At 66.6% G+C, this 14,643-nt stretch carries 8 protein-coding genes and 1 pseudogene; all 9 read left to right on the top strand.

Features of this window, described 5'->3' with window-relative positions:
• Positions 1–21 precede the first annotated feature (21 nt).
• The 9 genes and pseudogenes from P0086_RS11325 to P0086_RS11285 all read left to right on the top strand — a co-directional run bounded on the left by P0086_RS11325 (position 22) and on the right by P0086_RS11285 (position 14,628).
• Positions 22–321: a DUF6074 family protein gene (locus P0086_RS11325; RefSeq protein ID WP_112614129.1), complete on the top strand. Its 300-nt coding sequence runs from the start codon at positions 22–24 to the stop codon at positions 319–321.
• Between the two features lie 257 nt (positions 322–578).
• Complete coding sequence (locus P0086_RS11320) at positions 579–1,046, top strand: Rrf2 family transcriptional regulator (RefSeq protein ID WP_112596762.1); 468 nt, start codon at positions 579–581, stop codon at positions 1,044–1,046.
• Between the two features lie 130 nt (positions 1,047–1,176).
• Positions 1,177–1,383, top strand: coding sequence for a hypothetical protein (locus P0086_RS11315; RefSeq protein ID WP_275785466.1), 207 nt, complete (start codon positions 1,177–1,179; stop codon positions 1,381–1,383).
• A 538-nt stretch (positions 1,384–1,921) separates the two neighbouring features.
• Entirely contained in the window at positions 1,922–3,292 is a 1,371-nt protein-coding gene (locus P0086_RS11310) for an FAD/NAD(P)-binding protein (RefSeq protein ID WP_275785464.1), read from the top strand.
• A 1,096-nt stretch (positions 3,293–4,388) separates the two neighbouring features.
• Positions 4,389–6,026, top strand: coding sequence for a DNA polymerase Y family protein (locus tag P0086_RS11305; protein WP_275785462.1), 1,638 nt, complete (start codon positions 4,389–4,391; stop codon positions 6,024–6,026).
• The gene (locus P0086_RS11300) at positions 6,023–9,376 is read left to right on the top strand and encodes an error-prone DNA polymerase (protein WP_275785460.1); all 3,354 of its coding nucleotides are present in this window, start codon (positions 6,023–6,025) and stop codon (positions 9,374–9,376) included. Before P0086_RS11305 ends, P0086_RS11300 begins: the two co-directional genes overlap by 4 nt.
• Before the next feature lie 305 nt (positions 9,377–9,681).
• Positions 9,682–9,993 (top strand): annotated as a pseudogene (locus tag P0086_RS11295) ((2Fe-2S)-binding protein); the annotation flags it as partial.
• Positions 9,959–10,444: a bacterioferritin gene (bfr, locus tag P0086_RS11290; protein WP_112596773.1), complete on the top strand. Its 486-nt coding sequence runs from the start codon at positions 9,959–9,961 to the stop codon at positions 10,442–10,444. The pseudogene P0086_RS11295 and the gene bfr, both read left to right, overlap by 35 nt.
• A gap of 1,157 nt (positions 10,445–11,601) precedes the next feature.
• Positions 11,602–14,628 carry a calcium-binding protein gene (locus P0086_RS11285; protein WP_275785458.1) on the top strand — a complete coding sequence of 1,009 codons (3,027 nt, stop codon included), beginning with the start codon at positions 11,602–11,604 and terminating at the stop codon, positions 14,626–14,628.
• Positions 14,629–14,643: the final 15 nt, after the last annotated feature.

Genomic DNA, 14,643 nt, shown 5'->3' with positions numbered 1-14,643 from the left:
GCATGCGAGGGGACAGCATTCATGAGCGCAGCATCCGCAAACGCCAGCCTGACGACCGGCACGGCGCCGATCCCGTTTCCGATCGCCAGGCGGACGAAGGTGGTGCGCCGCTGCGCCGCCGAGCTGGAGGCCCTGCATGGCGAGCCGGCGCTCGTCTACTGGCGCGGGGAATGCCGCAAGCTCGCCGAAGAGCTGCTGTCGCTCGGCTGCGACGAGGCCGAAATGCGCAGCCAGGTCCTCGACTTCCAGGACGAGGTGCAGGCCGAACTGCGCCGCCGGCACGAGGCCCGCTGCCTGCGGGAAAACGCCGGCACGGCGTGATTCGCGCGGGGCTGATTCGCACAGCGGAACGGCCCTTCCATCGACATGCACGCCAGGAATAGACCCGTTCACGGATTGTGCGGGTAAATTATATCTTTTTTATATGTTTTTAGCACTTGCGTGCCTAAAATGCGTCGAAATCATTCTTATGGGTGGCGCGCATTCGATCCCCCGGCTAGACGGGCATTCTCTCGCAGGCGGCCGCGCTCCGGCGCGGTCCGCGCGATATCATTTTTGCATCGGGAAAGCAGGCAGACATGCTGACGAAGAAGGGTAAGTACGGGTTGAAGGCCTTGGTCGATCTGGCACGGCTGGCGCCCGGGGAGACGGCCTTCGTCAGCGAGATCGCGCTGCGCAACAACATCCCGAAGAAGTTCCTCGACACGATCCTGCTCGAACTGCGCAATGCCGGCATCCTGCGCTCCAAGAAGGGGCCGGGCGGCGGCTATGCGCTGTCGCATCCCGCCTCCACGATCAGGATCGGCCATGCCATCCGCGTGCTCGACGGGCCGCTGGCGCCGATCCGCTGCGCCAGCCGCACCGCCTACGAGGCCTGCGACGACTGTGCCGATCCGGAGGCCTGCCAGGTTCGCCGCGCGATGACCGACGTCCGCGACGCGATCGCCGCCATTCTCGACACGATGACACTGGAACAGTTCGTCGCGGCCCCCGGCGCCGCCGGCCTCGTCGATGACGAGGTGGAAGACGTGAAGGCCGCCGGCTAGCACGCCGGTGCGCCGGCCGGCGCCGCGGCCGACCATAGAACACCAAATCTATAGACTATTGACAAGCGCCATGTTTCCGCCATGATCGTGTCACGGTCGTTAACGACCGGGGACGACCAGGAGTGGGCGCATGTTCTATATGGGTGGAATGACGCTTGGCTATTTCTCGCCGCATCCGCGCGACGCGGGCCGGGACGAACCGGCGGAGGGATCCTGCGCCACGGAGCGGAAGCCCGAGCACAAGGGCCTGCTGGACTTCCTGAAACCGGCCGCGCCGATCCGGCAGCCGAAGCCGTCCCGCCAGCCGCCCGTCTGGCCGATCCACATCTTCTACTGACAAAAGCCGCGTTCATTGCGGCGATCCGGCCGCCCGTGCCGCGCGAGACGCCGTTCGAAAGCGATGCCCGCACCGGGCGATCGCGAAAGTGACGCCCCTTTCTCGGCGCATCCCCTATGACGCTGCCCTGTGACGCTGCCCTGTGACGCTGCCGGCCGGCTGAACGCGCCGGCGACAGGAAGCGGGACCTCCGCGGTCCAGCCGCCGCCGAGCAGAAGAGCGACACGGCCGCCGTCCTCTCGATCGGTTCCCCTCGCGAGACCGGCTTCCCGAGGCTGAATGGCATGCACGGGCGCGCCGCACGCGGGCGCACAGACCGGGTACACGTGCGACCGGTACCGGCAGCCTTGCCGAGCCGGCTTTCCGCAGCACGGCATAATAATCTATAGATTTTATAGAAAACTACGGTATCATGCCTCCCTGCGCTGCTGGCGGCCATGCCCCGAATGCCGGGCGGCCGCCGTCGGCCCTCCCGCGCCGGCGGTCGGCCCGGCCAGGGGACAGGACCGGAGGATGCGCAAGCAAGGGAGAGAACGGCATGTCTTCTCGCAACGCCATCAGGACGACCCCTTCGAAGCAGCCGGCCGACGGCCACCCGCGCCTGGCCATCGTCGGGCGCGGTCCGGCCGGGATGGCGACGGCGATCGCGCTGTTGCGCCGCCTGCGCCGACCCTTCCACCTCTGGATGATCGACGCAGCCGATTTTCCCCAGAGCTTCGGCAACGGCCCCGCCGGGCAGGCGCTGATGAGCGAGCGGGCGGGCCAGCTGTCCGCGCTCGCCGACCGGCCGCTGGATTTCGTCGACTGGCTGAAGTCCGGCCTGGGCGGCGGGCGCGGCGCCGTCCTCGCACTTCGCGGCTTCGAGAACGTCTACGTGCCGCGCTCGGTCTTCCGCGACTATCTGACCGCCCGTTTCGGCGAGGCCTTTGCCGCCCGCCGCGACACGACGGTGCAGACCGTCTCCGCCGCCGTCACCGCCGTTCGGACGGCGTCCGGGGGCCGTCTCTGCCTGACGCTCGACGACGGCGAGGAAATGGCGTTCGACCAGGTCTTCCTTGCGACCGGGCATGGCAGGCAAGGCGGGGAATCCGCCTCCTGGCAGGCGGCCGAGCGGCTTCTCTGGAGCAGGGAACGCAAGGCCGACGCGCCTCTTCTTTTGGCCGGGGACGGACCCCGCATGGCGGCGATCCTGCTGCATCTGCGGGCAAGCGGCCATGCCGGCCCGATACGCATCCTCTCCGACGGCGGCCGCATTCCCGAGCCGCATGCAGCCACGCTCCTCGACCCGCTGACGCCGGCGATGTCGGCAGCGACGGGGCTTGCGGAGACGCTGCGCCACCTGCGCGCCGACGGCGCCCGCACCGTCGAAGCCGGCGGCAGCTGGCAGGCGATGATCGATGGCCTGAACTGCCAGTGGCCCGCCCTCTGGCGCGCGCTTCCGCCCGAAGCGCGCAAGCGCTACTGGCGCCATCTGCGCACCGTGCACCGGATCCACTCCGAGAGGATCGCGCCGGAGCTGCACGGCAGGCTCCTGCGGGACCTGCGCCATCCGGCGACCGAGCTGGTCGACGCCCGCATCCTCGGCGTGGCGGCGGACGGCGTCTTCGTCAGGCGAAGGGGCAGCCAAGAGACAGACGTCATGCCCGGCCGACTGATCGACTGCAGGGAAGACGTCGCCCAGCCGGCCGACGGCCTGCTGGGCGAACCGGGAACGGCCATGCAGGTGGAAGACGACGGGCGGCTGACGGGATGGGGCGCCGCCGCGCCCGGCCTGCATGTCCTCGGCCGGGCCGCCGGCTGTCTCAGGCCCGATACCCGACTGTTTGCCGACACGGTGCGACAGATCTATCGGGCAGCGACCGGCCTCGACGCCGCGCGCACGGATCTCTCCGCCCGCACCCTGGCCTGAAGGACGACGGCGGCACCCGCGTCCCCGCCGTCGCAGCGGGAGGACCAAACGCGAATGGACGGACGCAACCGGCCGGCGAGGGCTGCCTTTGCCATGGATCATTTTATCCTTTCATTTCAAAAGCCTGCAGGCTCCGCTTCGTTTGGCCGCAAAGATCGCGGCCAGATGTGATCGCTCCGGCGCAAATTGCCGTTGACTCTTTTTCCCGGTTCTGGAATCCATAAGAACATAACAGGAACAAACAGAGGAATGAACGTCATGGCAACGTCTGCCCTGGCGCGCGAGCAGCTTTTTGCGCTGCGCGAAACCATCGCGCGCATCGAGAACGCCGACGGGCCGGGCCTCGTCCCGCGCAAGCAGCGTTGGCAGTGGGATGCGCCCCAACCGCCGGCCCAGGCGGCGTCCCAGCCGTCGTCCCAACCGCTGGCCCAGCCGTCCCAGTCGTCGCAGCCGTCGGGCGGCGATCCGGCCGCCGACGGCGAAGCGGACGGTCTGGATGCCGTGTTCGCAGGCGGCCTTCCGGATCGGGGCCTTGTCGAGATCCGCAATCCCCAGACCCGCGGCATGGGGGCCGCGAGCGGATTTTCGCTTGCGCTTGCCGCAATACGGCAGGAGCAGGCAGGCGCCGGGGCGACCCTCTGGATCAGCCAGGCCCTGGCGCTTTCGGAGGCCGGAACGCCTTACGCACCGGGACTGATGAAGCACGGCCTCGATCCGGCACGCTTTCTTCTCGCCCGGCCCCGCACGGTCCCGGACGCCCTCTGGATGGCCGAGGCGGCGCTCGGCGTTTCGGCCTTTTCGGCCGTGATCCTGGAGATCCGCGGCAATCCCGAATGCTTCGGCCTGACCGAAAGCCGGCGCCTGCAACTGCGGGCCAGGGCGAACGGCACGCTTTTGCTGCTGCTGCGCCAGGCGGGCGAGGAGGAGGCGAGCAGCGCCCGCTGTCGCCTGCGCGTCGATCCCGCCCCGGCCGCCGAACGGCCGCTGCCGGACGGATCGACGCTCGAAGACAGCATCGGCAACCCGGCTTTTCTCGTCACGCCGGAGAAAAGCAAGCTCGCCGACCCCCTCGGCATACTCCTGGAGTGGAACCCCGATGACCGCCGCTTTCGCCGCCTCGAACCTCGCCCCGCCGCTCCTCGCGCAGAACGGCGCACACAGGATCCTCTGCCTCTGGTTTCCCTATCTTCCCGCCGACCGGGTGGCACGGGCGCGCTGGGGGCGGTCGTGGCTTTCGAAGGGGCGCCCTGACCATCCGCCGATCGCCTTCGCCGGCCGCAGCGGCACGGCCGTCCAGATCGCCTTCCTCGACCGGGAGGCCGAGCGGATCGGCCTGACCAGGGGGCAGGGGGTCGCAGAAGCCCGCGCCATCTGCCCGTCGCTGGACGTCCTTCCCGCCGACCCTGCCGCCGACCGGGCCCTCCTCGAGGCGCTTGCCGACTGGTGCGACCGCTACACCCCGCTCGTGGCCCTGGACGGGGACGACGGGCTCCATCTCGACATCACCGGCTGCGCCCATCTGCATGGCGGCGAGCGGGCGCTGCTCGATGGCGTGCTGTCCTCGCTCTTCGCGCTCGGCATCGAGGCCCGCGGGGCGATTTCGTCCTCGGTCGGCCTGTCCTGGGCGGCCGCCCATTTCGGCGATGGCGGCGTGATCGACACCGATGCGGCGCCGGAAACGCTGGCGCCGCTGCCGGTCGCGGCATTGCGCCTGCCCGAGGCGGTGGTCGGTCCGCTCGGCCGCGTCGGGCTGAAGACGGTCGGCGATCTTTTCCCCTTGCCCCGCGCCCCTCTTGCCCGCCGCTTCGGCCCGCTGCCGCTTCTGCGCCTGGACCAGGCGCTGGGGCTGGAGGACGAGCCGATCTCGCCGCGCCTGCCGGTGCCGATGCTGTCGGCCGAGCGCCGGCTTTTCGACACCGTCCGGTCCGAGGACGACGTCCTTGCGCTCACCGCCCACCTGGCCGGCACCCTCAGGGAAGGGCTCGAGCGGCGCGGCGAGGGCGGTCGCCTGTTCGCGCTGCTGCTCTTCCGGGTCGATGGCCGGGTCTTCCGTATCCATGCGGCGACCTCGACCCCCTTGCGCGATCCCCAGCGCATCGCGCTTGTCTTCCGCGAGCGGCTTGCGGCCGTGCATGACGACCTGGATGCCGGTTACGGCTTCGAGATCGTCCGCCTTTGCGTGCTCAGGAGCGAGGCCTTCGAGGCGGTGCAGGAGGGCTTTTGCGCCGGCGCGGACGGTAACGGCCCGCTTTCGGCCTTCGCCGAGCGGGTCGTGGCCCGCTTCGGTCCGGAGAGCCTCTTCGCCGTCACCCTTCCCGAAAGCCATGTGCCGGAGCGCGCGGCCCATCTCGTTTCCGTCCTGGATCTCTGGGAGGGCGGACCGGGCGCCGGTGAGGGACTGGGCGCCGGGGCGGCAAGGCCGGCGAAATCCACGTCCGCCCAAGATCGTCCCCTTCGCCTGTTCGCCCCGCCCGAACCGGTCGAGACCGTGGCCGGCGTGCCGGAGGACGCCCCGAAGACCTTCCGCTGGCGCCGCAGCTTCCACCGCATCACCCGGACGGAAGGGCCGGAGCGGATCGCCGCCGAATGGTGGATCGACGGCGAGGACCAGCCGTCCCGCGACTACTTCCGCGTCGAGGACGATGCCGGCCGCCGCTTCTGGCTCTTCCGCGAGGGGATCTACCGGGACGATGCCGCACGTCCCCGCTGGTTCATCCACGGGGTCTTCGCATGAGCACCGCCCCGGCCTTCTACGAATTCGGCGCGCGCACCAATTTCTCCTTCCTGGAAGGGGCCGCCTCCGCCGAGGCCATGGTGGCGACCGCCGGGCGGATCGGCCTTGCCGGCCTCGGCATCGCCGATCGCAACACGGTGGCCGGCGTCGTGCGGGCGCACAGCAAGGCCCGTTTCGAGAAATACGCCTCGTTCCGCCCCGGCGCCCGGCTGGTCTTTGCCGACGGGACGCCCGACATCCTCGCCTATCCGAAGAACCGCCGCGGCTGGGGCCATCTCTGCCGCCTGCTGAGCACCGGCAACCTGCGGGCACGCAAGGGAGAATGCATCCTTTTCCTGGCCGACCTGCTGGAATGGCAGGCCGACCTCCAGCTCGCCGTCATGCCGGCCCCAGGCCGGCCCGATGCGGACCGGCTGAAGGGGGTTCTGGCCCGCCTGCGGGAGCACGCCGGCGACAGGCTCTATCTCGCCCTGGTGCCGCGCCGTGACGGCTGCGACCGGCACGACCTTGCCGTCCTGGCCCAGCTGGCGGGACAGGCCCGCATCCGCACCATCGCCAGCAACGACCCGCTCTACGACGTCGCCGAAAGCCGGCCGCTCGCCGATGTGGTGACGGCCATCCGCAGCAGGAAGACGATCGACGCGCTCGGCTTCGCGCGCCAGGCGAACGCCGAGCGCTACCTCAAGGGTCACGCCGAGATGGCGCGGCTTCTGCGCGACTATCCCGAGGCGATCGCCAATACCGAGCGCTTCTTCTTCGGCCTGACGTTCGACCTGGAGGAGCTCGGCCACCAGTATCCGGACGAATCCGACCCGGGCTCGACCCCGGCGCAGACGCTGTTGCGGCTCGTGCGCGAAGGCGGCGCCAGGCGCTATCCCGGCGGCATTCCGCCCAAGGTGGAGGAACGGCTTGCCTATGAACTCGCCCTGATCCGCAGGAAGAACTACGAATCCTATTTCCTGACGGTCCACAAGCTGGTCGCCTTCGCCCGCAGCAAGGGCATCCTCTGCCAGGGGCGCGGCTCGGCCGCCAACTCCTCGGTCTGCTATTGCCTGGGAATTACCGAGGTCGACCCGGACAGGTTCACGCTGCTGTTCGACCGCTTCCTCTCCGAGGACCGCGACGAGCCGCCCGATATCGACGTCGATTTCGAGCACGAACGGCGGCAGGAGGTCATCGAATACATCTACGCGACCTACGGAAAGGAGCATGCGGGGCTGGCCGCGGCCGTCATCAGCTATCGCGGCCGCTCGGCCGGTCGCGAGGTCGCCAAGGCGTTCGGCCTGTCCGACGACGTGCAGTCCGCCCTCTCCGGCTCGATCTGGGGTTGGGGGCGGTCTTCCTTCTCCGAAGAACAGGTGAAGGCGGCCGGCCTCGACGTCAACGACCCGACCACCGGCAAGGTGCTGTCCTGTGCCGGGCGGCTGCTGGACTTTCCGCGCCACCTTTCCCAGCATGTCGGCGGGTTTCTCATCACCAGGGACCGGCTCGACGAGATCGTTCCGATCATGCCGACAGCCATGCCCGACCGCTACATGGTCGAATGGGACAAGGACGATCTCGACACGCTGAAGCTCCTGAAGGTCGACGTTCTGGCGCTCGGCATGCTGACCTGCATCGCCAGGGCCTTCCGGCTGCTGGAAAGCCATTATCAGACGCCGAAGACGCTTGCGGAGATCTATGTCGACGACAAGCCCGAGGTCTACGACATGATCTGCCGGGCCGACACGCTGGGCGTCTTCCAGATCGAGAGCCGCGCGCAGATGAGCATGCTGCCGCGCCTGAAGCCCCGCCGGTTCTACGACCTCGTCATCGAGGTGGCGATCGTCCGCCCCGGGCCGATCCAGGGCGACATGGTCCACCCCTATCTGAAGCGGCGGGAGGGCAAGGAACAGGTGATCTATCCGAAGGAGGAGATCCGCGCGGTGCTGGAGCGGACGCTCGGCGTTCCGCTCTTCCAGGAACAGGCCATGCAGATCGCCATTACCGCGGCCGGCTTTTCGCCCGCCCAGGCCGACAAGCTCCGCCGTGCCATGGCCACCTTCCGCCGGACCGGCCAGGTCGGCGATTTCCGCCAGCAGATGATCGACGGCATGCTCGGCAAGGGCTACACGCGCGAATTCGCCGAACGCTGCTTCAGCCAGATCGAGGGTTTCGGCGAATACGGCTTCCCCGAGAGCCACGCCGCCTCCTTCGCGCTTCTCGTCTATGCCTCGTCCTGGCTGAAGGCCTATTATCCCGATGTCTTCTGCGCGGCGATCCTCAACGCCCAGCCGATGGGCTTCTATGCGCCGGCCCAGCTCGTGCGCGATGCGCGCGAACACGGCGTCGACATTCGCAGCGTCGACGTCAACCACTCCGACTGGGATTGCACGCTCGAGGGGGAGGGCGCCTTCGATCCGGCCGCGATCGCGCCGCGCCACCGGCAGATGCGCACGGTGATAAGATCACAGAAGGCGGTCCGGCTGGGTTTCCGGCTCGTGAAGGGGCTGCGGGAGAAGGACATGGCCGAACTCGTGGCAAGGCGGCAGGACGGCTACCGGTCCGTGCGCGATCTCTGGCTTCGCTCCGGCCTTTCGCGCAGCGTCCTCGAACGGCTCGCCGACGCCGATGCCTTCCGCTCGATGAACCTCGACCGGCGCGCCGCCCTCTGGGCCGTCAAGGCGCTCGACGAGACGAGCGGGGCGGCCCCCCTGCCGCTGTTCGAACGGGCGGGAACGGACGAGCTGCGGCCGGAGCCGCAGGTGCCCCTGCCGGCGATGCCGGCGGGCGAGCATGTGCTGAACGACTATCGCTACCTGACGCTGTCGCTGAAGGCGCATCCGGTCTCCTTCATGCGCGCCGATTTCGCCCGCCAGGGCATCACACGCAACGATGGACTGGAAAGCGCGCCGAAGGGCAGCATCGTCACCGTCGCCGGGCTCGTCCTCGTCCGCCAGCAGCCGGGTTCCGCCAAGGGCGTGGTCTTCATGACCATCGAGGACGAAACCGGGATCGCCAACATCATCATCTGGAAGAAGACGATGGAGGCCTATCGCCGGGTGGTGATGGGCGCGCGTCTTGTCCGGGTGCGCGGCCGGCTGCAGCGTGAAAGCGGCGTCATTCACGTGGTGGCAGAACACCTGGAGGACTGGACCCAGGCGCTCGGTCTCCTGAAGAGCGAGTTGCGCAGCTTCGCCGCCATGAGTCGGGCCGACGAGGTCCTGCATCCGGTGGACGAGGAGGGCCGCGACAAACGGGCGCTCCGGCAGTTGCGGCAGGCCGGACGGGAGGCGAGCCGGATGCGGGACCTCCAGTCCGAACTGCGACGCGACGCCGGCGTCATGCCGAAGGGGCGCAACTTCCAGTGAGGGCATCCGGATCGAGGCCCCGCCACGGTCTTCCACCCGACCCGGCCGCAGGCTCCGGCTTTCTTCTTTGGCAGATGGAAAAGGCGCCGATGCAACAAAAAGTGATCGCGCGCGAGCGCGGGAAAGGCGCCTTGCAAGTGGCGATGGGAGACCTCGCAACATTTTGAAAAGGCGAAGGAAACTTTCAAGTTTAGAACCAATGTAAAGAGAGCGGCAGCAATGCTGACCTGTTTTATCTTGACAGCAAATATCGCCTTTTGCTTAATCGCAGGAAATCAGGGCATTGCGCATGGCAGGCAGAACGAATGCTGGTTTGCAGCTGTAACTTCATCAGTGAAAAAGAGATCGTGGACGTCATCAACGACCTCCTCGACCAGGATCGTTGGCAGCTGATCGTGCCCGCGAAAGTCTACCATGCGATGGAAAAACGCGGCCGCTGCTGCGGCTGTTTCCCCAATGTCGTCGACATCATCATCCGCACCACCGAACGCTATCACGCCGAGCGCCACTCGACGGATGCCGAGATATTTGATTTCATGATCCGCCTCAAACAGTTCCATGAAGACAACAGGAGAGCGGACATTGAAAGGCGACAAAAAAGTAATCGAGCAGCTTAACGAAGCGCTCTTCCTAGAACTCGGCGCCGTCAATCAATACTGGGTTCACTACCGCCTGCTGGAAGACTGGGGCTACACCCTCCTTGCCAAGAAGGAGCGCGCCGAGTCGATCGAGGAGATGCACCACGCCGACAAGCTTGTCGCGCGCATCATCTTCCTCGAGGGCCATCCCAACCTGCAGACGCTCGCACCGCTGCGCATCGGCCAGAATGTCAAGGAAGTCCTCGAAGCGGACCTCGCCGGCGAGTATGACGCCCGGACGGCCTACAAGAAGTCCCGCGACATCTGTCATGACGCGGGCGACTATGTCTCCATGAAGCTTTTCGAAGAGCTCCTCGCCGACGAGGAAGGCCACATCGACTTCCTCGAGACGCAGCTGGACCTGTTCGAAAAACTCGGCGCCGAGAAATACGGCCAGCTCAACGCCGCCCCGGCCAACGAGGCGGAATAGCAAGCGGCCTTTTCATCGGCCGTTCCGAAGATCCCCGGCACACCGCCGGGGATTTTGCGTTTCTGGACCACCACAAAAGACAGACCCATCGCGCCGACTGAACCCGTGAGGTTCCGCGCGCTCGACGTCAACCGTTCCGCCATTCGGGTCACGCGCTGCGCCAGCAGCCTGTCGGTGCGTCACCGTCGGGGCGAAACCGCGCCCCGTTCGACGGCTTGGCCAAGCAGCCAGGAACACGCCTGGCTGCCCAAATCTTGGCACCACACCTGGGCCAAACCCTCCGCTCGGCCAGGGACGGCGAGGCACACATTCCAGCCAGCACTGCACAATCCTCCCGTTGCCGCGGCCGGCGTCCCCCGATTGCAGCCTGACCGCGAATTGCGGGCGACCATCGGACGGTTTCCGGTGCGCCTGCCCGGTTCGCCAATCCCTCCCCAGCCGCGCGCGGTTCTCCGGAACGGCACCGTTCCCTTGCGCCGCGCAGCGCTGCTCATCGACGCCGGACACCTCGGCCACCTCGAGGTCTCGTACGGCGACCGTGACGGCGGCGACACGCCTGTCGGGCTTCGGGCACGCCCCCCTGATGGCCCGGAGCCGGACTGGGTGCCCCCCGCGCTCAACCGGGTCCCACTTGAGCAGTTCGACCACGGCAGACCAACTTCACCCCTGATGTCCAGGATGCGGCCCAAGATTGCCCCGCCAGTGAATTCCAGGACTGCCGGGGGCGGCCTCCCGCACCCGGTCCACGCTCTCGCGCTTTCTCCGCAACCCATCGTCGCCTCCGACACTGGCTACAGCTTCCAGTTCGGTCGACCCTTCCGCCCTGCCGCGCTCGCTTCAGTCATCGTCCCTTGCGTGTTCATGCGAAAATTCGACCGCTGCGTGTATCGCCGCGCAACTGTCAGTTACCGCAGGAACAGGGATCGCGTTGTTTTTCAACAATATGGCGGCGCAATCGGTGCATCCCGCGCCGAAGCGATGCCGGACGCCTCGTCTGGCGCGGTGGAGGAACGATCAGGTGCAGTGACGAGAAAGCAAAAATGGCGCGTATCGCGGCGACGTTCGCCCGCGCGCTGCACCTCCACCTCGAACCGGGCCAGCTCTGCTGCTTTGCCCGGAAATATCAATTTCCGTAAACCGAACATCAGGAGAGACGAATGGGTACGATCATGGGCTCGATGGGAGCCGACAATCTGAAAGGCACCGATCTTGAAGAAGGCGATATGATCCTTCTGCTCAACGGCGCCGACATCGCCGACGGCGGCATGGGAGCCGATACAATCATGGGGGGCGAGGGCGACGACCAGCTCAACGGATCCTTCCAGAGCGACTACCTCGCGGGCGATATCGGCGCTGACACGCTGAACGGCGACAGCGGCGACGACCTTCTCAGCGGCGGCGGCGGTGCAGACCGCCTCAACGGCGGATCCGGCAGGGACACGCTGATGGCCGGCACGCTGGAGGAAATCAACGGCGACATTCTCGACGGTGGATCCGGCACCGATCGGCTAATCGTCGACTACAGCGATCACACCAGCGGCCTGTCCCTCGTCATCAAGGACTGGATCACGCCGCAGACCCTACTCGGCAACCTCAAGACGAGCTATGTCGAGAGCTACCAGATCACCGGCACCGACTTCGCCGACAGCATCACCGGCGGCAACTATGCCGACATGTTCACCGGCGGCGCCGGCAAGGACGTGCTGAAGGGCGGTCGCGGCAGCGACATCCTGGGCGGCGGCGAGGACGACGACACCCTCTATGGCGGCTACGGCGTCGACATCCTCAATGGCGACGAGGGCAAGGATACGCTCTACGGCGAAAAGGGCGTCGACATCCTTTCCGGCGACGACGGTGACGACAAGGTCTATGGAGGCGACGACGGCGACATCGTCGGCGGCGGCAAGGGCAATGACATTCTCTATGGCGACGACGGCAACGACAGCCTTGATGGCGGAGAAGGTAACGACACCCTTTCCGGCGGCACCGGCGACGACACGTTGACAGGTGGTCTCGGCAACGACACGATCACTGGCAGCACCGGCAACGATACCTACAACTACGCCTTCGGCGATGGCAAAGACACGATCAGCGACAGTTCCGGCAGCGATCGCCTGGTCGTGACCAAGTTCGCGGGTAACTTCACGGCAAAGCTGCCGACGCAGACGAATACCCTTTCCGGCGGCACGACCTTCGTCGGCATCGAGCACTACAGCATCTATGCAACGGGGACCGGCTCCAATGTCATCACCACCGGCAGCGGCAGCGACGTGGTCGATGCCGGCGCCGGAAACGACGCCATCAATGGTGGCAGCGGCAACGACCAGCTTCGCGCGGGGACTGGGAAGGACTCAGTTGTTGGCGGTGATGGCGACGACCTCGTCTATCTGGGCGATGGTGGCATGGACAAGGCGGATGGCGGTGCACAAACGGACCGGGTCTACGTCGACCGCAAGTCCCTGACTTCCAGCCAGAACTTCTCCGTCAGCGGTTCGACCGCATCGATGACCGACGGCACATGGATGAAAAATTTCGAGTACTTCCAGGTCGAATTCGGTTCCGGAAACGATGTGGTGAAATCAGTCGGCTCGGCTAGGGGTGTCAGCTTCTTCGGCAACGCCGGTAACGACACGTTGCTGGGCACTGCCTTTGCGGACGTATTGGACGGCGGCGAGGGCAACGACAGGATTACCGGCGGTGCTGGCAGCGACAACATCCGCGATTCCGGCGGATCCAATGTGATCGATGCCGGCACCGGATCCGACGATGTTTGGGTACGGGACGGCGCGAGGGCGACGGGCCACTATGCCGTCAACCTCGGGGATGGTGACGACGAGTTTACCCGTGAGGCTTCGACGGGCAAATTGACGCTTGACGGAGGTACGGGCACGGATTTCGCCTCGATCGACTTCAGCAAGTACACGCAGGGTATCACCTACAAGGTTGCGACGTCCGTCACGGTCACGAATGCGCCGGTGACGGTGAAGAACGTCGAACGCGTGTCTCTCTTCGGCGGCAGCGGCAAGGATGTGTTCACCGGCGGCAGCCTGACGGACCACCTGCGGGGCCGGAGCGGGGACGACACGCTCTCCGGCGGCGGTGGAAACGACACGCTTTCCGGCGATACCGGCAACGACACGCTCTATGGCGGGGACGGCAACGACACCCTCTATGGCGATGGCCCCAACCTGACCGGTGGCAAGGACCGCCTCTACGCCGACAAGGGCAATGACGACGTCTATGCCGGTGCCGGCGACGCGGCCGATGGCGGCGAGGGGACGGATGACCTGCACCTGCTGATGAGCGAGCAGACGAAGGATATCGCGTTCAATTTCTCGAGCGGCACGGTGAAGGTCGATGCAACGACGCTCGTCAAGGGCTTTGAAACCCTAGATTACGACGGCGGTAAGGCAAAGGACATGATCGCTGGCGGATCGCTGGCGGATTGGCTAAGGGGCAACGCCGGCAACGATACCCTGCGCGGCGGTTTCGGCGCCGACAGGCTTGAAGATGGCGCGGGCGATGACCTGCTGTATGGCGATGCCGACAACGACAGGCTTGTCCGGACCGAGTTTGGTGGCAAGGATGTATTCGACGGCGGAACGGGTATCGACACGCTGTACTTCAAGGAGGGCGGCACCTCGATCGTGCTCGATCTGCAGACCCAGTCCGCCAACAAGGGCTTCGCGCTCGGCCTGACGGTCAAGAACATCGAGATCGTGCAGGGCAGCTCCCATGACGATGCGATCCGCGGCGATGCCACCGACAACGTGTTCTACGGCAACGGTTCGGACGACGTCCTCGACGGGCGCACCGGCAACGACAAGCTCATCGGCGGCGCCGGCGACGACTGGCTGACCGGCGGCTCCGGCAAGGACCAGTTCGTCTTCGACAGCGCCGGTCGCGATGGCGAAGGTGACGTCATCACCGACTTCACGCGTGGCCAGGACAAGCTCGTCATCAGCAAGGCGTCCTACGGTATCGCGTCGGCCGACAAGACCGTCACGCTCGTCGTCGGCGCAGACCCCGTCTCCACGAGCAGCAAGGGCACCTTCCTGTTCGAATCGGACAATGGCCGCCTGTGGTTCGACGCCGACGGCAAGGGTGCGGATGCCGATCTCGAGCTCGTGGCCACGCTGAACGGTATCAAGACGCTGTCGGTCGACGATTTCAGCTTCCTCTGATCTCGTTGCAACCTG

The sequence above is a fragment of the Mycoplana sp. MJR14 genome (assembly GCF_029210525.1).
Lineage (GTDB): Bacteria > Pseudomonadota > Alphaproteobacteria > Rhizobiales > Rhizobiaceae > Mycoplana.
This window is presented reverse-complemented; position numbering and strand designations above follow the sequence as displayed.